The sequence below is a fragment of the Pseudomonas sp. PS02303 genome (assembly GCF_029959925.1).
Classification (GTDB): domain Bacteria; phylum Pseudomonadota; class Gammaproteobacteria; order Pseudomonadales; family Pseudomonadaceae; genus Aquipseudomonas; species Aquipseudomonas mandelii.
This window is the reverse complement of the sequence record NZ_JASCOM010000116.1, coordinates 1-18867: the sequence shown is the minus strand read 5'-3', so window position 1 is coordinate 18867 and position 18867 is coordinate 1. Positions and strand designations below refer to the sequence as shown.

Annotated in this window: 20 protein-coding genes and 1 pseudogene; 17 read left to right on the top strand and 4 right to left on the bottom strand. The window is 60.9% G+C overall.

Annotated features, from left to right (window positions below):
• Positions 1 to 211 precede the first annotated feature (211 nt).
• The 9 genes from mdcA (at position 212) to madM (ending at position 7423) form a co-directional block, all read left to right on the top strand.
• A complete protein-coding gene (gene mdcA, locus QMX98_RS21785; RefSeq protein ID WP_077747234.1) occupies positions 212 to 1882 on the top strand; it encodes a malonate decarboxylase subunit alpha in 1671 nt (556 codons plus the stop codon).
• A complete protein-coding gene (locus QMX98_RS21780) occupies positions 1882 to 2739 on the top strand; it encodes a triphosphoribosyl-dephospho-CoA synthase (RefSeq protein ID WP_010466883.1) in 858 nt (285 codons plus the stop codon). Before mdcA ends, QMX98_RS21780 begins: the two co-directional genes overlap by 1 nt.
• Positions 2739 to 3038, top strand: a complete 300-nt coding sequence (locus QMX98_RS21775) for a malonate decarboxylase subunit delta (protein ID WP_008026217.1) — start codon at positions 2739 to 2741, stop codon at positions 3036 to 3038. Before QMX98_RS21780 ends, QMX98_RS21775 begins: the two co-directional genes overlap by 1 nt.
• Positions 3031 to 3882, top strand: coding sequence for a biotin-independent malonate decarboxylase subunit beta (locus QMX98_RS21770; protein ID WP_010466884.1), 852 nt, complete (start codon positions 3031 to 3033; stop codon positions 3880 to 3882). Before QMX98_RS21775 ends, QMX98_RS21770 begins: the two co-directional genes overlap by 8 nt.
• The gene (gene mdcE / locus QMX98_RS21765) at positions 3879 to 4682 is read left to right on the top strand and encodes a biotin-independent malonate decarboxylase subunit gamma (RefSeq protein WP_282411362.1); all 804 of its coding nucleotides are present in this window, start codon (positions 3879 to 3881) and stop codon (positions 4680 to 4682) included. Before QMX98_RS21770 ends, mdcE begins: the two co-directional genes overlap by 4 nt.
• Positions 4676 to 5287, top strand: a complete 612-nt coding sequence (locus tag QMX98_RS21760; protein WP_282411361.1) for a malonate decarboxylase holo-ACP synthase — start codon at positions 4676 to 4678, stop codon at positions 5285 to 5287. Before mdcE ends, QMX98_RS21760 begins: the two co-directional genes overlap by 7 nt.
• Entirely contained in the window at positions 5284 to 6195 is a 912-nt protein-coding gene (gene mdcH, locus QMX98_RS21755) for a malonate decarboxylase subunit epsilon (protein WP_083375555.1), read from the top strand. The genes QMX98_RS21760 and mdcH overlap by 4 nt, the downstream gene beginning before the upstream one ends.
• Positions 6196 to 6260: 65 nt before the next feature.
• On the top strand, positions 6261 to 6653 hold the full coding sequence (gene madL / locus QMX98_RS21750) for a malonate transporter subunit MadL (protein ID WP_010466888.1): 393 nt from the start codon (positions 6261 to 6263) through the stop codon (positions 6651 to 6653).
• A 5-nt stretch (positions 6654 to 6658) separates the two neighbouring features.
• Positions 6659 to 7423, top strand: a complete 765-nt coding sequence (madM, locus tag QMX98_RS21745; RefSeq protein ID WP_010466889.1) for a malonate transporter subunit MadM — start codon at positions 6659 to 6661, stop codon at positions 7421 to 7423.
• Between the two features lie 85 nt (positions 7424 to 7508).
• Here madM and QMX98_RS21740 read toward each other — a convergent pair whose 3' ends face one another.
• The gene (locus QMX98_RS21740; RefSeq protein WP_077747236.1) at positions 7509 to 8423 is read right to left on the bottom strand and encodes a LysR substrate-binding domain-containing protein; all 915 of its coding nucleotides are present in this window, start codon (positions 8421 to 8423) and stop codon (positions 7509 to 7511) included.
• Between the two features lie 129 nt (positions 8424 to 8552).
• Between QMX98_RS21740 and QMX98_RS21735 the strand changes: the two genes are divergently transcribed.
• Complete coding sequence (locus QMX98_RS21735) at positions 8553 to 9170, top strand: hemolysin III family protein (RefSeq protein ID WP_010466891.1); 618 nt, start codon at positions 8553 to 8555, stop codon at positions 9168 to 9170.
• Positions 9171 to 9287: pseudogene (locus tag QMX98_RS21730) on the top strand (metal ABC transporter ATP-binding protein); the annotation flags it as partial.
• Here QMX98_RS21730 and QMX98_RS21725 read toward each other — a convergent pair.
• Positions 9284 to 10192, bottom strand: coding sequence for a LysR substrate-binding domain-containing protein (locus tag QMX98_RS21725; RefSeq protein ID WP_077747237.1), 909 nt, complete (start codon positions 10190 to 10192; stop codon positions 9284 to 9286). The pseudogene QMX98_RS21730 and the gene QMX98_RS21725 overlap by 4 nt on opposite strands.
• 107 nt (positions 10193 to 10299) lie before the next feature.
• Between QMX98_RS21725 and QMX98_RS21720 the strand changes: the two genes are divergently transcribed.
• From QMX98_RS21720 to QMX98_RS21710, 3 genes are read left to right on the top strand one after another with little or no spacing between them, the layout of a single operon-like run.
• A complete protein-coding gene (locus tag QMX98_RS21720) occupies positions 10300 to 11541 on the top strand; it encodes a D-amino acid dehydrogenase (RefSeq protein ID WP_145306749.1) in 1242 nt (413 codons plus the stop codon).
• 18 nt (positions 11542 to 11559) lie between these two features.
• Positions 11560 to 11910, top strand: a complete 351-nt coding sequence (locus tag QMX98_RS21715; protein ID WP_282411360.1) for a RidA family protein — start codon at positions 11560 to 11562, stop codon at positions 11908 to 11910.
• Between the two features lie 27 nt (positions 11911 to 11937).
• Positions 11938 to 12840: a transporter substrate-binding domain-containing protein gene (locus QMX98_RS21710; protein ID WP_017341248.1), complete on the top strand. Its 903-nt coding sequence runs from the start codon at positions 11938 to 11940 to the stop codon at positions 12838 to 12840.
• Between the two features lie 116 nt (positions 12841 to 12956).
• Here the strand turns inward: QMX98_RS21710 and QMX98_RS21705 are convergent, their stop codons facing one another.
• Together QMX98_RS21705 and QMX98_RS21700 are read right to left on the bottom strand one after the other, a co-directional pair.
• Positions 12957 to 13676, bottom strand: coding sequence for a 16S rRNA (uracil(1498)-N(3))-methyltransferase (locus tag QMX98_RS21705; protein WP_282411359.1), 720 nt, complete (start codon positions 13674 to 13676; stop codon positions 12957 to 12959).
• Between the two features lie 195 nt (positions 13677 to 13871).
• Entirely contained in the window at positions 13872 to 15278 is a 1407-nt protein-coding gene (locus tag QMX98_RS21700) for an adenosylmethionine--8-amino-7-oxononanoate transaminase (protein ID WP_282411358.1), read from the bottom strand.
• A 222-nt stretch (positions 15279 to 15500) separates the two neighbouring features.
• Between QMX98_RS21700 and QMX98_RS21695 the strand changes: the two genes are divergently transcribed.
• The 3 genes from QMX98_RS21695 to QMX98_RS21685 all read left to right on the top strand — a co-directional run bounded on the left by QMX98_RS21695 (position 15501) and on the right by QMX98_RS21685 (position 18692).
• The gene (locus tag QMX98_RS21695; protein WP_145306751.1) at positions 15501 to 17258 is read left to right on the top strand and encodes a flavin monoamine oxidase family protein; all 1758 of its coding nucleotides are present in this window, start codon (positions 15501 to 15503) and stop codon (positions 17256 to 17258) included.
• A 265-nt stretch (positions 17259 to 17523) separates the two neighbouring features.
• Positions 17524 to 18075: a cytochrome b gene (locus QMX98_RS21690; protein WP_282411357.1), complete on the top strand. Its 552-nt coding sequence runs from the start codon at positions 17524 to 17526 to the stop codon at positions 18073 to 18075.
• 32 nt (positions 18076 to 18107) lie between these two features.
• Complete coding sequence (locus QMX98_RS21685; protein ID WP_010466914.1) at positions 18108 to 18692, top strand: YceI family protein; 585 nt, start codon at positions 18108 to 18110, stop codon at positions 18690 to 18692.
• Positions 18693 to 18867: the final 175 nt, after the last annotated feature.

Below are 18867 nucleotides of genomic sequence, written 5' to 3'. Positions count from 1 at the left end.
CCGCATGGGAATGCAGCCCGGGACGCTCCGCGTCCCATTCGGGAGCTGGAACGCGGAGCGTCCCTTGAGGCATTCCCACGCAGAGCGTGGGAACGATCGGGTCGGTGTGGATCGTTACGGTGATCGTAACGATCCGTCTCTGTGCTTGATTGATGCTCCCCACCCAACCCTCCTAAGGTGACTCCCACGACAGCGAACCCGTGGAGTGGTCATGACAACAACAATATCCCCCGACTCGCGATGGACGCGGCGGCGCAGCGAAAAGCAGCGGCGTCTGGCGTTGGTCAAGGATCTTGCCGACGGTGTGGTCCTGCCCACCGACAACATCGTCGCGGCACTGGAAGCTCTGATCCTGCCCGGCGACCGCGTGGTGCTGGAAGGCAATAACCAGAAGCAGGCGGATTTCCTGTCTCGCTCCCTGGCCAAGGCCGATCCCGCCAAGCTGCATGATTTGCACATGATCATGCCCAGCGTCGGCCGCTCCGAGCACCTGGACCTGTTTGAACGCGGCATCGCCCGCAAGCTCGACTTCTCCTTCGCCGGCACCCAGAGCCTGCGCATCAGCCAGTTACTGGAAGACGGCCTGCTGGAAATCGGTGCGATCCACACCTACATCGAGCTCTATGCGCGGCTGGTGGTCGACCTGATTCCCAACGTCGTGCTCTCGGCCGGTTTCATGGCCGACCGCGCCGGCAACATCTACACCGGCCCGAGCACCGAAGACACCCCCGCCTTGATCGAGCCGGCCGCCTTCAGCGACGGCATTGTCATCGTCCAGGTCAACCAACTGGTGGACGATGTCAGCGACCTGCCACGCGTCGACATTCCCGCGTCGTGGGTCGATTTCGTGGTGGTGGCGGACAAGCCGTTCTACATCGAACCGCTGTTCACCCGCGACCCACGGCACATCAAGCCTGTGCACGTGCTGATGGCGATGATGGCGATCCGTGGGATCTACGAAAAACACAACGTTCAGTCGCTGAACCACGGCATCGGTTTCAACACCGCCGCTATCGAATTGATCTTGCCGACCTACGGCGAATCCCTAGGCCTGAAGGGCAAGATCTGCCGCAACTGGACGCTCAATCCGCACCCGACGCTGATCCCGGCGATTGAAAGCGGCTGGGTCGAAAGCGTGCATTGCTTCGGCACAGAACTGGGCATGGAAAACTACATCGCCGCGCGGCCGGACGTGTTCTTCACCGGGCGCGACGGCTCGCTGCGCTCCAACCGGATGTTCTGCCAACTCGCCGGGCAATACGCGGTGGACCTGTTCATCGGCGCAACCCTGCAAGTCGATGGCGACGGCCATTCTTCCACCGTGACCCGTGGGCGCCTGGCCGGTTTCGGCGGCGCGCCGAACATGGGCCACGACCCGCGCGGTCGCCGTCATAGCACGCCGGCCTGGCTCGACATGCGCCATGACGACGCGCCCGAAGCGTTGCTCGAACGCGGTAAAAAACTTGTGGTGCAAATGGTCGAGACCTTCCAGGAGGGCGGCAAACCGACCTTCGTCGAAACCCTCGATGCAATAGAAGTGGCGAAGAAAAGCGGCATGCCGCTGGCGCCGATCATGGTCTACGGCGACGACGTCACCCACCTGCTGACCGAAGAAGGCATCGCCTATTTGTACAAGGCCCGTTCGCTGGAAGAACGTCAGGCGATGATCGCCGCCGTCGCCGGAGTGACCGCCATCGGCCTGCGCCACAACCCGAAAGACACCGCACGCATGCGCCGTGAAGGCTTGATCGCCTTGCCCGAAGACCTCGGCATCCGCCGCACCGACGCCACCCGCGAATTGCTCGCGGCCAAGAGCGTGGCTGATCTGGTCGAGTGGTCCGGTGGCCTCTACAACCCGCCCGCCAAGTTCAGGAGCTGGTAATGCACGCATTCAACCTGCAACCGAAAACGCTTTCCCTGGCTGAACGGCTGGCGGACCTGGCGGTGGACGCATTGATCGACGAAGCGGACCTGTCGCCGAAACCGGCGTTGGTCGACCGTCGTGGCAATGGCGCTCATACCGATTTGCACCTCGGGCTGATGCACGCCTCGGCGCTGTCGCTGTGGCCTGCATTCAAGGAAATGGCGCAAGCGGCCATTGAATCTGGCGAAGTTGGTGTGCCGCTGCGTGAAGCCGTTGGACGGATCGGTCGGGAAGGGGAGCAAGCGATGCTCGCCACGACGGCTGGCGTGAACACCCATCGCGGGGCGATCTGGGCCTTGGGTCTTTTGGTCACGGCCTGCGCGCTTGAGCCTGAATCCAGTGCCGCAGGCCCGATTGCTTTGCGTGCTGCCCGACTCGCGTTAATCGACGACCGTTACGCACCACGTCCACTCAGCCATGGCGCCCAGGTTGCCCAACGCTACGGCGCTCGCGGTGCCCGTGAAGAAGCCCAACTCGGCTTTCCTTCGGTTCTGCAACGCGCACTGCCACAACTCAAACGCAGCCGCGCCTTGGGCCATGGCGAGCAGAACGCCCGGCTCGACGCCTTGCTCGCAATCATGACGAACCTGGCCGACACCTGCGTGCTCTACCGCGCCGGCGAACACGGCCTGCAAACCATGCAGCTTGGTGCCCAAGCGGTACTCGATGCGGGCGGCAGTGCCAGCCTCGCCGGTCGCCGCCGTCTGCACGAATTGGACGAACAATTAATCGCATTGAATGCGTCGCCCGGCGGTGCCGCGGATTTGCTCGCCGCCTGCCTGTTTATCGACCGCATCGAGTCGGGAGCTTTCTGATGGAAACCTTATCCTTTGAATTCCCCGCCGGGCAGCCGCCACGGGGCCGCACGCTGGTGGGCTGTGTCGGTTCGGGCGATCTGGAAGTGCTGATCGAACCGGGTCAGGCCGGCAAGCTGACCATCAAGGTGCAGACCTCGGTCAATGGCGCTGAACAACGCTGGCAGCATCTGTTTGCACGGATGTTCGACGGCCAGACACCGCCAGCGATGGCCATTGATATCCACGATTTCGGCGCGACCCCCGGCGTGGTGCGCTTGCGTCTGGAACAAGGCTTTGAGGAGATCGGTCATGACTGACAGTAAAGAACTCCTACACAAGCACAGCTTCGTCGAACTCGGCGCCCGGCAAAGGGCGAAAGCCTTGCTCGACCCTGGCACCTTCCGCGAATTGCTCGACCCGTTTCAACGCGTCATGTCGCCGTGGCTGTCGCGCCAGGGCGTGGTGCCGCAAGCCGATGACGGCGTGGTGATCGCCAAGGGCAGCATCGGTGGATTGCCGGTGGTGATCGCCGCCATCGAAGGTGCATTTCAGGGCGGCAGTCTCGGTGAGGTCGGCGGGGCGAAGATTGCCGGTGCGCTGGAACTCGCCGCCGAAGACAACCGCAATGGCATTCCCACTCGCGCCGTGTTGCTGCTGGAAACCGGCGGCGTGCGTTTGCAGGAAGCCAATCTTGGGCTGGCGGCGATTGCCGATATTCATGCGGCGATTGTCGACCTGCGCCAATACCAGCCGGTTATCGGTGTAGTCGCCGGCAGCGTGGGTTGCTTTGGTGGGATGTCGATTGCCGCCGGGTTGTGCAGCTATTTGCTGGTGACTCAGGAAGCGCGGCTTGGCCTCAACGGTCCGCAAGTGATCGAACAGGAAGCCGGGCTTGAGGAATACGACTCCCGCGACCGTCCTTTCATCTGGAGCCTGACCGGTGGCGAGCAGCGTTTTGCCAGCGGTTTGGTGGACCGTTATGTCGCCGACGACGTGGCGCAGATTCAGCAGCAGGTCGGTGAGTTACTCAAGCAAGGTTTGCCGGCACAGCAACGCAGCCGTCAGGCCGATCTGTTCCTGCAACGGCTGGCCCGTCTGGACGCCGAACCGCAAATCGAGCCGTCAGTGGTTCGCGATCTGTATCAAGGAGAGCGCTCATGAGTTCGTATTCCCTGAGAGGTTTGAACTGGTTCAACGCCTTGAGTGCGGGCGCGAAACCGGTCGAAGGTTTGCCCGCTTCGTTGAGGGTCGCCGACGGTGTATTGGGTGATCAGTCTGTACGGTTTATCGCGGTGGTGGCTGATCCCGACAACCGTTTCGTCCGCGCCCGCAATGGCGAGGTCGGTCTGCTGGAAGGTTGGGGCCTGGCCAAGGCGGTGGATGACGTCATCGCCGAAGACACGGATAAACCGCACAAACGCGCTTTGGTCGCCATCGTCGATGTGCCGAGCCAGGCTTACGGTCGGCGCGAAGAAGCGCTCGGCATTCATCAGGCTCTGGCGGGTGCGGCAGACAGTTATGCCCGCGCCCGGTTGGCCGGTCATGCGGTGATTGGCTTGCTGGTGGGCAAGGCGATGTCCGGGGCGTTTCTGGCCCATGGGTATCAGGCCAATCGCTTGATTGCCTTGCGTGATCCGGGCGTGATGGTCCATGCGATGGGCAAGGCATCGGCAGCGCGGGTGACGTTGCGCAGCGTCGAAGAACTCGAAGCCCTGGCTTCCAGCGTGCCGCCGATGGCTTATGACATCGACAGCTATGCGAGTCTGGGATTGCTTTGGGAAATCTTGTCGGTGGAGCAGATCGAGCGGCCGACAACGGCGGATCTGGCGCGGGTGACTGAATGCCTGAACCTTGCCATTGGCGATGTCGCCACCAGCGGACGTGATCTGAGCAGCCGCTTGGGCGCGACCAACCGTGCGGCATCAAGCACCGTTCGCCAATTGCTGAGAGCGCAGTGGTGAATACGTTTCTGGCCCACGACCTGCTTTGGGGGATGACCCCGGAGCAGCTGCCGATGGACGCGCCTGCATGGGCGATCGAGTCGGTCAGCGCAGGTCAGCCGGTGGTGGTTCGGCGTGCGTTGAGTGCGCCGGATCACGTCGCGGTCGGGGTACGTGGGCGGTTGCGTGAGCAGCGGTTTGCAACGGTGATGTCGATCGCTGCGATTGCTCGTCGCGTCAGACCGGAAGACCTTTGTCATGCCTTGATCGAGCGGGATTTGCCAGCAGTACGCGCCCTCAATGATTTGCGGCCGATGCTCGATGACTTCGGTTGGGCGTGGGGCGTCAGCGGCAGCGCCGGGTTTGAATTGGCCAGCGGTGTTCAGGCGTTGCACGAGGGCAGTGATCTCGACTTGATCCTGCGCACCCCGCAACCATTGGATCGATTGAAAGCGCAGGCGCTGGTGAAGATTCTGGACACGGCTGCGTGCCAGGTAGACATGCAGTTGCAGACGCCTTTCGGCGCCGTCGCCCTGCGCGAATGGGCCAGTCCTGCCCGCCGGGTTTTGCTGAAAAACGCCCGTGAAGCCTGCCTGGTGATTGATCCGTGGGAGCAAGCAGCGTGAGCAGTTTGCTGGTGTTCCCAGGTCAGGGCGCGCAGCAACCGGGCATGCTCCACCGTTTGCCTCTCGAAACGGTGAATGAGGCCAGTGAAGTGCTGGGCGAAGACGTGTTGCGGCTGGATTGCGCCGAGGCGTTGAAATCAACAAGGGCCGTTCAGCTTTGCCTGTTGATTGCCGGCGTCGCGGCTTCACGCCAGTTATCAATGGCAGCGGATTACGTGGCGGGATTGTCCATCGGCGCCTACCCGGCAGCGGTGGTGGCGGGCGCCCTGAGCTTCAGCGATGCGCTGCATCTGGTCAGCCTGCGTGGTGAGCTGATGCAGCAGGCTTATCCTCAGGGCTACGGCATGACCGCGATCATCGGTCTGGATCTGGCGACAGTGGAAGGGTTGCTGGCGCAGGTTCACCGCGTCGATATGCCGGTTTACCTGGCCAATATCAATGCCGATAACCAAGTGGTGATTGCTGGCAGCGATGCGGCGATGAAAGCTGTCGCCGAACTGGCCCGAGGTCGCGGTGCAGGTCTGGCAAAACGACTGGCCGTCAGCGTGCCTTCCCATTGCCCGCTGCTGGAAGCTCCGGCGAAAACCCTGGCCGAAGCCTTCGCCAATGTGCAACTGAAAACACCGACATTGAGTTACCTGAGCGGCAGTCGCGCCCGGCCCGTCATCAACACCGAAGCCTTGCGCGATGACCTGGCTTTCAACATGTGCCGCGTGGTGGATTGGCGCGGCACGGTGCAAAGCGCTTATGAGCGTGGCGTACGTCTACAGATCGAACTGCCGCCCGGTGCGGTGCTGACCGGGCTGGCGCGCCGGGTGTTCGAGCAGGGCACCGTCATTGCCTTCGACGGTGCTCGCCTCGATACCTTGCAGGCGCTGTTGCGTGAGGAGGGAAGCCGCCAACCCTAGACCACCGACTCAAGCCTTCGAACAACAAAAACAACATTCGACGATGCACTTTGAGGACAACAACAATGATTATTTATGGTGTGGCGTTTCTCGCCTTTTGTACCCTGGTGGGTATTTTTGTCGGTGAACTGCTCGGCAAGCTGATTGGCGTACCGGCCAACGTTGGCGGTGTAGGTATTGCGATGCTGCTGTTGATCGGCCTCGGCAGTTACCTGAATAAAAGTGGTTGGTTCAAAGGCAAGACAGAGCAGGGCGTGGAGTTCTGGAGCGCAATTTATATTCCGATCGTCGTCGCCATGGCGGCGCAACAAAACGTCTATGGCGCACTCAAGGGTGGGCCGATGGCGATTCTGGCGGGGACGGCAGCGGTGGTTATCGCCTTTGCCTTGGTGCCGGTGCTGGTACGCATCGGCAACAAGGAACCCGCCTCCGTCATTCCTCCGAAGACGGTAGGGTGATCGCCATGTACGAATCGATGATGAAGGTAATTACCGGTTACGGCCTGATCAGTGGCTTTCTGATTGTCGGCGTGACCATGTGGGTGTCCTACTGGATTTCCAATACGTTCACTAAAGGCCGCTTGCACGGCTCGGCCATCGCCATTTTGCTCGGCCTGTTGTTGTCGTATGTCGGTGGTGCGTTGACCGGTGGCCAGAAAGGCGTGGTGGACATCCCGTTGCTGTCCGGGATCGGCCTGCTGGGCGGTGCCATGTTGCGCGATTTCGCCATTGTGGCCACGGCGTTTGGCGTCAGTGTCGATGAGCTCAAACGTGCCGGTTTTGTCGGAGTACTGGCGTTGTTCGTCGGCGTCGGGACGTCGTTTATTGCCGGTGTCGCCGTGGCCATGGCCTTCGGATACACCGATGCGGTCAGCCTGACCACCATTGGTGCCGGGGCTGTGACGTATATCGTCGGTCCGGTCACCGGGGCTGCCATCGGTGCCAGTTCCGAGGTCATGGCGCTGTCGATTGCCGCAGGGTTGATCAAAGCCATTCTGGTGATGGTCATGACGCCGTTCGTGGCGCCGATGATTGGCCTGAACAACCCACGCAGTGCGGTGATCTTCGGGGGCTTGATGGGGACATCCAGCGGTGTGGCGGGCGGGTTGGCGGCCACGGATCCGAAACTGGTGCCTTATGGTTGCCTGACCGCCGCGTTCTACACGGCATTGGGCTGTTTACTCGGGCCTTCGTTGCTGTTTCTGATCATGCGCGGATTAATGGGCTGATGCGTTAGAGGGTAAGCCACGCGCCCACAGGATCTGCGCAATGCCTGTAGGCGCGAGGCTTGCCCGCGAAGGGCGCGACAGGGTCTCAGGCCTGGCGATTGGCATACATCCGACACTCCGCCAACAACGCCAGCAGATTCGGATCGCGCTCCTTGGCCTTCAGAAACACCACGCCAATGTGCTGCTGCAACCGATACTTTTCCTGCAACGGAATCAGCTTCACACGGTTCTCATACACCGCCGCAATCCGCCCCGGCAGCAACGCATAACCCACCCCCGAGCTGACCATGCTCAGCAGGGTGAAGATGTCGTTGACCTGCATCGCCACCTTCGGCTCGAACCCCGCCTGTTTGAACACCCGGTTGCCGTCCTGATGCGTGGCAAACCCCTGAGTGAGTGTGATGAAGGTTTCGTCGCGCACTTCGGCCAGGTCGACTTCCGCCCGTTGGGCAAACTTCGAATCCGCTGGCGTGGCCAGGAAGATGTCATCGGAGAACAGTGGAATCTGCTCGCAGTCCGGGTCGTTGACGCTGTCGTCGAGGGACACCAGGATCGCGTCGACTTCCATGTTCTTGAGCTTGTACAGCAGGTCGAAATTCGAGCCGAGGATCAAGTCGATGTTGAGCTCGCTGCGACGGATTTTCAGGCCCATGATCAGCTGCGGCACCGTCTTCACCGTCAGCGAATACAACGAGCCGAGCTTGAAACGTTCCGCCGAGAACCCGGCCGCTTCGCGGGTCAGGCGCACGGTTTCGACCACGTCCTGAATCAGCTTCTGGGCGCGTTCTTCCAGCACATAAGCGCTTTCCAGCGGTGTCAGGTTGCGGCCTTCGTGCTTGAACAACGGGCAGCGCAAGGCGCTTTCCAGCGAGTGAATGGCGCGGTGCACGCTGACGTTGCTGGTCTGCAACTCGGCCGCGGCCCGGGCCAGGTTGCCGGTGCGCATGAAGGCGAGGAACACCTCGAGTTTTTTCAGGGTCAACTCTTCGTCGATCAGCATGGGCGTGACTCTTGGTCGAATGGCTCGATTGTGCACGTATGCGCGGATTTGTGATCTGAAACATTGCGCTTTTAAGCTCAAGGGCTGAGCCTTGCGCCATGTTGTAACGAATGTTGAGGTGGGCGACACATGTATCACGGGGAACGATTGAACGCCTGGACGCATTTGGTCGGTGCGGTGGCGGCGATGGTCGGGGTGGTGTGGATGCTGGTGATTGCCAGCATGGACGGCAGCCCGTGGAAGATTGTCAGCGTGGCGATTTACGGATTTACCTTGATGGTGCTTTACAGCGCATCGACCGTTTACCACAGCGTGCGCGGGCGCAAGAAAGCGATCATGCAGAAGGTCGATCACTTTTCGATCTACCTGCTGATTGCCGGCAGTTACACGCCATTCTGTCTTGTGACGCTACGCGGGCCGTGGGGCTGGACCTTGTTCGGAATTGTCTGGGGATTGGCGCTGATCGGCATCCTGCAAGAGATCAAACCGCGTTCGGAAGCGCGGATTCTGTCGATCGTGATCTACGCGGTGATGGGCTGGATCGTGCTGGTGGCGGTCAAGCCGTTGCTGGCGGCGCTGGGCAGCACAGGTTTTGCCTGGCTGGCATCGGGCGGCGTGTTGTACACCGTGGGCATTGTCTTTTTTGCGCTGGACAGTCGTTTGCGTCATGCCCACGGGATCTGGCATCTGTTCGTGATCGCCGGGAGTCTGCTGCACTTCGTGGCGATTATGTTTTATGTCTTGTAGATCGCACCGCAGCTATATGAAAAACCTGTGGGAGCGAGCCTGCTCGCGAAAGCGCCAGGTCAGTCGACATCATCGCTGACTGATCCACCGCATTCGCGAGCAGGCATGCTCCCTCAGGAACACAGGCGATCCAGTTGTGCCTGCGCCCGTCGGCTGAACACCTGCAACAAGTCGCTCAAGGTATGGGGCGGCGGTTCGTCGGCGCGGGTGACCGCATACAACGTGATCGGTAACGCTGGCGCCAGAGGTCGAATCGCCGTGGTGGCGGGGGATGCGCCAAGCGCAGTAAACGGGTCGATCACCGCCAGCCCGGCACCGGATTCAACCATCGCCCGCGCCAGCGAATAGGTCTGCACGGCGATGCGAACCCGTGGTGGCGGCTCGACCGCCTCAAGGTAGCTGTCGAGCCTGGCCGCCAGCGGATCGGCGCTGGACAGGCCGATCAGCGGCGCGCCGGCCAGTTCGATCAAGGGTAATGGCTGGCCCAAGGCGTCGTCGGTCCAATAGCCCAACGGCGCCAGCGCCACCAACACCCCGCAGGCCAGGGGCTGCGCCTTCAGGCCCGGATGATCCGGCGGTTGCAAGGTCAGCGCGACATCCACTTCGCGCATCAACAAATTCTGCATCAACTCACGGCTGTGGGCGCTGGACAGCTCGCAGACAATGTCCGGGTAGCGTTGCGTCCACTCGTTGATGGCCGGCGGCAGCAGCGACAAGGCCAGCGCCGGGATCGCGCCGATCCTTACGCTGTGACCCGGCTCGCGGCGCAGGCTCTGGGCCAGACGTCGCACGCCTTGCAGGCTTTCGGTGACCTTGTCGACCTCGCGCTCAAGCTCCAGCGCTTCGGGCGTGGCCTGCAATTTACCGCGAACCCGCAGAAATAACGGGAAGCCCAGTTGCTGCTCGGCGTGTTGCAGCACTTTGCTCACCGCCGGCTGCGACACGTGCAGCAACTGCGCGGCGCCACTGACCGAACCGGTCTGGCGAATGGCCTGGAAAATCTCGATGTGTCGCAGTCGCATGGCAAGTCCATAACCTTTGTTTATGGGTCAGGCATCTTTATGCATTGTTCAAGGTCTGTCACCTGGTCCTAACCTGAAGCCTGTTTCAACAACGGTTAAGGACAGACATGGCTCAGCGGGTTTGCATCATCGGTGGCGGCGTCATCGGCCTGACGACGGCTTACGCACTGGTTCGCGACGGCATCGACGTGACGCTGATCGAGGCCCGGGATTCGCTGGGCAGCGAGACCAGTTTCGCCAACGGCGGCCAGTTGTCCTACCGTTACGTCGCGCCTCTGGCCGATGCCGGCGTGCCGTTGCAGGCGCTTGGCTGGATGCTGCGCGGTGACTCTCCGCTGAAGTTGCGTCCGCGCCTGGACCCGGCGCAATGGCGCTGGATGGGGTCCTTCCTGGCGGCGTGCCGTCGTTCTGTGAATCAGCGCAACGGCGCGCACCTGCTGCGTCTGGCGCTGCTGAGCCAGTCCACGCTGCAAGGCTGGCGGGACGAAGACCGTCTCGACGGCTTCGCCTGGCGGCGCAACGGCAAACTGGTGACGTTTCGTGAAGCCGCGAGTTTTGAGCATGCGCGCCATGGCCTGGCCGATCCGCAACAGCAGCACGTGCTGTCGCGTGCCGAATGCGCACAGTTGGAGCCTGCGCTTGCCGAGGCGCCGTTTGTGGGCGCGATTTATACGCCTGACGAAGAAGTCGCCGATTGCCATGCTTTCTGCCAGCAACTGCTGGCTCGGCTCCAGGCGTCGGGGCGTTGCGAGTTTTTGCTGGGACGCAAGGTCACCGGCATTCGCCACGCGGATGGCGCGGTGCAGGCTGTAGAAATGGGTTCGCACGTGCTGCCGGTCGAGCAACTGGTGATCGCCGCCGGTCATCGCAGTCCGGCGCTGGCGCTGCCCGGCATGCACCTGCCGCTGTATCCGCTCAAGGGCTACAGCCTGACCTTGCCCGTGCGCACCGAACATCGCGCGCCGGAGCTGAGCATCACCGATTACAACCGCAAGATCGTTTATGCCCGCATCGGTGATCAACTGCGCGTGGCGGCGATGGTCGACATCGTCGGCTTCGACCCGGCGCTCGACCCCAAACGTCTGGCGCTGATCAAGCGCCAGGCGCAGGAAACCTTACCCAATGCCGGCGATTACACCGCCGCCATCGAATGGGCCGGAATGCGCCCGGCCACCCCCAGCGGCGTGCCGTTGATTGGCGCGACGGCGTACCGCAACCTGTGGCTCAACCTGGGCCATGGCGCCCTGGGTTTTACCCTGGCTTGCGGCAGCGCCCGGTTGCTCAGCGAGTTGATCGCCCGGCGCGCACCCTCGATTGAAATGCAGGGCCTCGCCCCCCGCGTCGCCTGACTTGAAAAGGAAAAACCGATGAGCATCAACCGTATCAACAGCAACAGCCGGCTCTCTGGCGCGGTGACCTTTGGCGATCTGGTGTTTCTCTCGGGACAGGTTCCGGGTGACAGCCTCGACGTCACCGGCCAAACCGCCGAGGTGCTGGCGAAGATCGATGCGTTGCTGGCCGAAGCTGACAGCGACAAGGATCATCTGCTCAACGCGACCATTTACCTGAACGACATTGGCCGCGACTTTGCCGCCATGAATGAGGTCTGGTCGCAGTGGCTGTCACCGGGCAAATCGCCAACCCGCACTACTTTGCAGGCGCAACTGGCCCGTCCCGAGGTCCTGGTGGAAATCACCGTGATCGCAGCGCGCCGCTAATCGCTCAACCCACAACGGAGAATAACAATGCAAAAAATCACGTTGATCGGCTGCACCCTCGGTCTGCTGCTCGCCAGTCAGGTCCAGGCCAACGAAACGCCACTGACCGGTACGCTGAACAAAGTTGCCAATGCCAAGAGCATCACGCTGGGCTATCGCGACGCGTCGGTGCCGTTCTCCTACGTGGGTGATCACACGGGGCAGCCGATGGGCTATTCGGTGGACCTGGCGAGCAAGATTGTCGAGCGCATCAAGCAAAAGCTTGAACTGCCGGATCTGCAGGTGAAGTACAACCTGGTGACCTCGCAAACGCGCATTCCGCTGGTGCAGAACGGCACGGTCGACCTTGAGTGCGGCTCCACCGGCGTGACCGCCGAGCGCATGCAGCAAGTGGCGTTTTCCTACGGGTTTATCTACGTGAAGGGTCAGTTGCTCACGGCGAAGGACAGCGGTATCAAGAGTTTCGCTGACCTGCGCGGCAAGAACGTCGTGACCACCGCGGGCACAACGAATGAACGGTTTCTGAAGAGTTACAACGTCGATCACAAGATCGATATGTTCGTGATCAGCGCCAAGGACCATGGCGAGGCTTTCCAGATGCTGCAGTCGGGTCGGGCGGCGGCGTTCTATATGGACGACGCGTTGCTCTATGGTGAACGAGCGAAGGCCCGCGATCCGCATAAGTGGGTGGTGGTGGGTGAGGAGCAGTCGCGGGAAATCTACAGCTGCATGGTGCGCAAGGATGATCCGCAGTTCCTGGCACTGGTCAACTCCACGCTGGCCGACCTGTACAGCTCAGGGGAAATCAACGGCATCTATAACCGCTGGTTCCAACAGCCGATCCCGCCCAAAGGCTTGAACCTGGAATTCCCGATGACCAGCGAGCTGAAAGCCATCATCGCCAAACCGGTGAGTGATCCGGTGCAGTAGTTGCGGACAGATCATTCCCACGCTCTGCGTGGGAATGCCTCTAGGAACGCTCTGCGTCCAGTGACGCGGAGCGTCACGGGCTGCATTCCCACGCGGAGCGTGGGAACGATCAGAACCTAGAAGTCGCCCCACAGTTGTTGCGCCACCGCTAACGCCACGACGGGTGCGGTTTCGGTGCGCAATACGCGAGGACCGAGGCGGGCGGCGTGAAAACCGTCAGCCTTGGCCTGCTCGACTTCCGCATCGGACAACCCGCCCTCAGGCCCGATCAGAAACGCCAAGGTTGTCGGTTTGGCATGACTCACCAACGGCTCAGCCACCGGATGCAGCACCAGTTTCAACTCAGCCTCGGTCTGCTTCAACCAGTCCGCCAGCAACAGCGGCGGATGAATCACTGGCACCCGTGAACGCCCGCATTGCTCGCACGCGCTGATCGCCACCTGACGCCAGTGCATCAGGCGTTTGTCGGCGCGTTCATCCTTCAGGCGGACTTCACAGCGGTCGCTGAAGATCGGGGTGATTTCGGTGACGCCCAGTTCAGTGGCTTTCTGAATCGCCCAATCCATGCGCTCGCCTCGGGACAAGCCCTGGCCGAGGTGGATCTGCAAGGGCGACTCGATTTGCCCGGCGAAGCTTTCATCGATCTGCACGACGACGCGCTTCTTGCCGACCTCCACCAGCGTGGCCCGAAACTCATGGCCTGAGCCGTCGAACAATTGCAGCGCATCACCCTCGACCATCCGCAACACGCGGCTGATGTAATGGGCCTGGGCCTCGGGCAATTCGTGTTCGCCGGTGCTCAAGGGGGCGTCGATAAAGAAGCGGGACAGTCTCATCTTGGATCTCTGTAAAAGTCGAATATAGCAGCGTGCTCAATCAGCTTTTGTGGCGAGGGAGCTTGCTCCCGCTGGGTTGCGAAGCAGCCCCAAACCCGGCGACCGCGATTTGTCAGTTAAAACGCGCAAGCCGGAGTACGACTGCTTCGCAGCCGAGCGGGAGCAAGCTCCCTCGCCACAGGGTTTTTCGGTGACTCAGCCCGGATCGCGGAAGCCGGGGTGGAAGTCCTTCGGCACCGACACGCTGATGCCTTCACGGGTCGCGATGTCGATCCCTTCACTGGCCACTTCGGCCAGAAAATCGATCTGCTCCGGTGTAATCACATACGGCGGCAGGAAATACACCACGCTGCCCAACGGTCGAAGTAAAGCACCGCGCTCCAGCGCGTGCTGGAACACCTTCAAACCGCGACGCTCTTGCCACGGATAAGCTTCTTTTGTTGCCTTGTCCTTGACCATCTCGATGGCCAGCACCATGCCGGTCTGGCGCACTTCCGAAACGTTCGGGTGTTCGGCCAGGTGCGCGGTCGCGCTGGCCATGCGCTGCGCCAATGCCTTGTTGTTCTCGATGACGTTGTCTTCTTCGAAGATATCCAGCGTCGCCAAAGCCGCCGCGCACGCCAGCGGGTTGCCCGTGTAGCTGTGCGAATGCAGGAACGCGCGCAGGGTCGGGTAGTCGTCGTAGAAGGCGCTGTAGACATCGTCGGTGGTGACGCAGGCCGCCAGCGGCAGGTAGCCGCCGGTCAGGGCCTTGGACAGGCAGAGGAAGTCCGGGCGGATGCCGGCCTGTTCACAGGCGAACATCGTCCCGGTGCGGCCGAAGCCGACGGCGATTTCGTCGTGGATCAGGTGTACGCCATAGCGATCACAGGCTTCGCGCAGCAGTTTGAGGTACACCGGGTGATACATGCGCATGCCGCCGGCACCCTGGATCAACGGCTCGACAATCACTGCCGCGACAGTGTCGTGGTTCTCGGCCAACGTCTGTTCCATGGCCGCGAACATGTTCCGCGAGTGTTCTTCCCAGCTCATGCCTTCGGGGCGCAAGTAGCAATCGGGGCTCGGCACCTTGATGGTGTCCAGCAGCAACGCCTTGTAGGTCTCGGTGAACAGCGGCACATCGCCCACCGACATCGCCGCCATGGTTTCGCCGTGGTAGCTGTTGGTCAGGGTGACAAAGCGCTTCTTGTTCGGCTGGCCGCGGTTGAGCCAGTAGTGAAAGCTCATTTTCAGCGCGACTTCGATGCAGGACGAACCGTTATCGGCGTAGAAGCACCGCGTCAGGCCTTCCGGCGTCATCTTCACCAGACGCTCCGACAGCTCGATCACCGGCTGATGGCTGAAACCGGCCAGAATCACGTGCTCCAGCTGATCGACCTGATCCTTGATGCGCTGGTTGATGCGCGGGTTGGCGTGGCCAAACACGTTGACCCACCAGGAGCTGACGGCGTCGAGGTAGCGTTTGCCTTCGAAGTCTTCCAGCCATACGCCTTCACCGCGCTTGATCGGGATCAGTGGCAGCTGTTCGTGGTCTTTCATCTGGGTGCAGGGATGCCACAACACCGCAAGATCGCGTTGCATCCACTGATTATTCAGGCCCATGTTCAGTCTCCTCGAGGCGGCTCGCTGGTTTCGCGGGCAAACAATCGCGCAAGCCTATGCAATGCATCGCACGGGGACAACCCATTGTGTCGATTGAGCTACTTTGTATAGGTCGATAGACGTCGCTGGCGGCCTTTTGATGGCTGACGTATTCTTCGCGGTTCTTTGAGTCGTCTGACTCGTAAAACCGCTATTTCCTCGTGTATTTCCGGAGTTCGCTGAATGTCTGCTGGTTGGCTGCGCGCCTGTGCGCTGGTGATGTTGGGGCTGTTCAGCGTGTCTGCGCTGGCCAAGGATAAAACGGCGATCGTGATCGGCGGCGGGCTCTCGGGCCTTACTGCCGCTTATGAACTACAGAACAAAGGCTGGCAGGTGACCCTGCTGGAAGCCAAGCCGAGCCTGGGCGGTCGCTCCGGTATGGCCACCAGTGAGTGGATCGGCAACGACAAGACCCAACCGGTGCTGAACAAATACGTATCGACCTTCAAGCTGAGCACCACGCCAGCCCCTGAATTCGTGCGGACCCCGAGCTACCTGATCGATGGCGTGTATTACACCGCCGCCGACCTGGCCACCAAGGAACCGGCCACCGCCGAAGCCCTCAAGCGCTACGAAAAGACCTTGGACGATCTGGCGCGTTCGATCGAAGATCCACAGAACCCGGCGGCCAACAGTACGCTGCACGCTCTGGATCAGATCAACGTTTCCAACTGGCTCGACCGTCTGAGCCTGCCAGCCACGGCACGTCAGTTGGTGAACCAGCAGATTCGTACCCGTTACGACGAACCTTCGCGCCTGTCGCTGCTGTATTTCGCACAGCAGAGCCGTGTTTACCGTGGCGTCTCCGACCGTGACCTGCGCGCTTCGCGCCTGCTCGGCGGCAGCCCGGTACTGGCCCAGGCCTTCGTCAAACAGCTGAAAACCATCAAGACCAGCTCTCCGGTGTCGTCCATCAACCAGGACAAGGACGGTGTGACCGTCAAAGTCGGCAGCGTTGGCTATCAGGCTGACTACGTGGTGGTGGCCGTGCCGTTGCGCGCCCTGAACAAGATTCAGATGATCCCGGCGCTGGACGCCCAGCACCTGGGTGCTATCAAGGGCACCAACTACGGCTGGCGTGACCAGATCATGCTGAAGTTCAAGACGCCAGTGTGGGAAAGCAAGGCGCGCATGTCCGGCGAGATCTACAGCAACACCGGCCTGGGCATGTTGTGGGTCGAGCCGGCGCTGAAGGGTGGCGCCAACGTGGTGATCAACCTGTCCGGCGACAACGCACGGGTGATGCAGGCGTTCGGCGACAAGCAGATGGTCGACCAGGTGCTGATTCGTCTGCATGCGTTTTATCCACAGGCGCGCGGTTCGTTCACCGGTTATGAAATCCGCCGCTACAGCACCGACCCGTCGATGGGCGGCGCTTACCTGGCCTTCGGCCCGGGCCAGATCAGCAAATACTGGCGCCTGTGGGAACGTCCGCTGCAACGCGTAGCGTTCGCTGGCGAACACACCGACACCTTGTACCCAGGCACGCTGGAAGGCGCATTGCGCACCGGTCAACGCGCGGCCAGTCAGGTCGAAGACCTGGCGGCGGGCAAGTCGTTTGAGCCTGCGAAGGTTGTGCCGGCAGCGACCGCTGTAGCGGCCGGCGCGGTGGCGGCGAAGAAAGGCAACTTCTTCACCAACCTGTTCGGTGGTTCGTCCGATGACGACAAGAAGCCGGAACCGGTCAAGGCACCAGAGCCAGTGGCGCCGACACCTGCTCCAACGCCGGCACCGACTCCAGCACCTGCACCGGTTGAAGCGCCGAAGCCTGTGGCCCCGGTGAAAGCCGAGCCGGCCAAGAAAGCCCCGGTGAAAAAGCCTGCTGCCAAGACCGAAGCCAAAAAAGCGCCGGCCAAAGCCCCGGCGAAGAAGGCTGAAACCGCGAAGAAACCAGCGGCAAAAACTTCTACGACCCCGGCGACGGAAACCAAAGCGCAGTAAGCTTTTGGCACTCAAAAAAACGCGGCAGACATGCCGCGTTTTTTTATGCCTGAAAGAAACCAATCACAAGAATCGAATAAATCTTGTGGCGCAGGTGTTCCATGGCGGGACTTCATTTTTTATTACACATTGGTCTTTAATCTTTTCTTAACGACTCTATTTCAGACTCTTGATCGTATTTCTCGATATTTCAAAGCGAAATTTTCCGCTTTAATTCGATGGATAACTCGATAGTCTTGGTCGCAGTTCTCACAGGATTTGGGCAATGCAGCTACGTAACTCTTCTTCCCGCTACGGTTGGGTCAGCGTCTTTATGCACTGGGGCGTGGCGCTGGCGGTCTTCAGTTTGTTCGCGCTGGGCTTGTGGATGGTCGGTCTCGACTACTACAGCACCTGGCGCAAAGACGCGCCGGAATTGCACAAGAGCATTGGCCTGGTGTTGTTGGCTGTCATGGTCCTGCGGGTGTTGTGGCGCTTTATCAGCCCGCCACCGCCGACACTGGACACGTATAGCCGCATGACGCGTCTCGGCGCCAAGTTCGGTCATTCGTTCCTGTACTTCAGCCTGTTTGCTGTGATGATTGCCGGATACCTGATTTCCACCGCAGACGGTGTCGGGATTTCGGTGTTTGGCCTGTTTGAAATTCCTGCGCTGGTTTCCGGACTACCGGACCAGGCAGACACCGCCGGTGTGATTCATCTGTATCTGGCGTGGGCGCTGGTAATTTTTTCCGGTCTCCACGCGTTGGCAGCATTGAAGCACCACTTTATCGATCGTGATGCGACCCTCAATCGAATGCTGGGCCGCAAAGCCTGAAGTTCAACCTCGACTCCAAAGGAATAGAAAGCATGTTGAAAAAAACACTCGCTGCTGTGGCAATCGGTTCGGCTCTGCTGTCCGCTAACGTGATGGCGGCTGACTACGTCGTCGACAAAGAAGGCCAGCACGCCTTCGTTGACTTCAAGATCAGCCACTTGGGATACAGCTACATCACCGGTACCTTCAAGGACATCGACGGCAAGTTCAGCTTCGATGCGGCCAAGCCGGAAGCGAGCAAGATCGAGTTCAACGTCAACACCGCCAGTGTGTTCACCAACCATGCCGAGCGCGACAAGCACATCGCCAGCAAAGACTTCCTGGACGGGTCTAAAGCCAAGTTCGTCTCCACCAGCGTTAAATCCACCGGCAAAAACGCCGCTGGCAAAGACACTGCCGACGTGACCGGCGACCTGACCATCCTTGGCGTGACCAAGCCAGTCGTGGTCAAGGCTACCTTCCTGGGCGAAGGCAAGGATCCATGGGGCGGCTACCGTGCCGGCTTCGAAGGCACCACCAGCATCAAGCGTTCCGACTTCGGCAAGCAGAAAGACCTGGGCCCAGCGTCCGATGCCGTCGAGTTGTACGTTTCGTTTGAAGGTGTGAAGGCGAAGTAATTTTCGCCCCTGACACGAAAACGCCCCCGATCTCGCGATCGGGGGCGTTTTTTATGGCCGAACATAATCTGCGTCGCACCCAAAATCCTGTAGGAGCGAGGCTTGCCCGCGAAAGCGCCAGCGGCCTCTCCACAGAAATCCGGTTGACCCCTTTGCGGGCAAGCCTCGCTCCTAC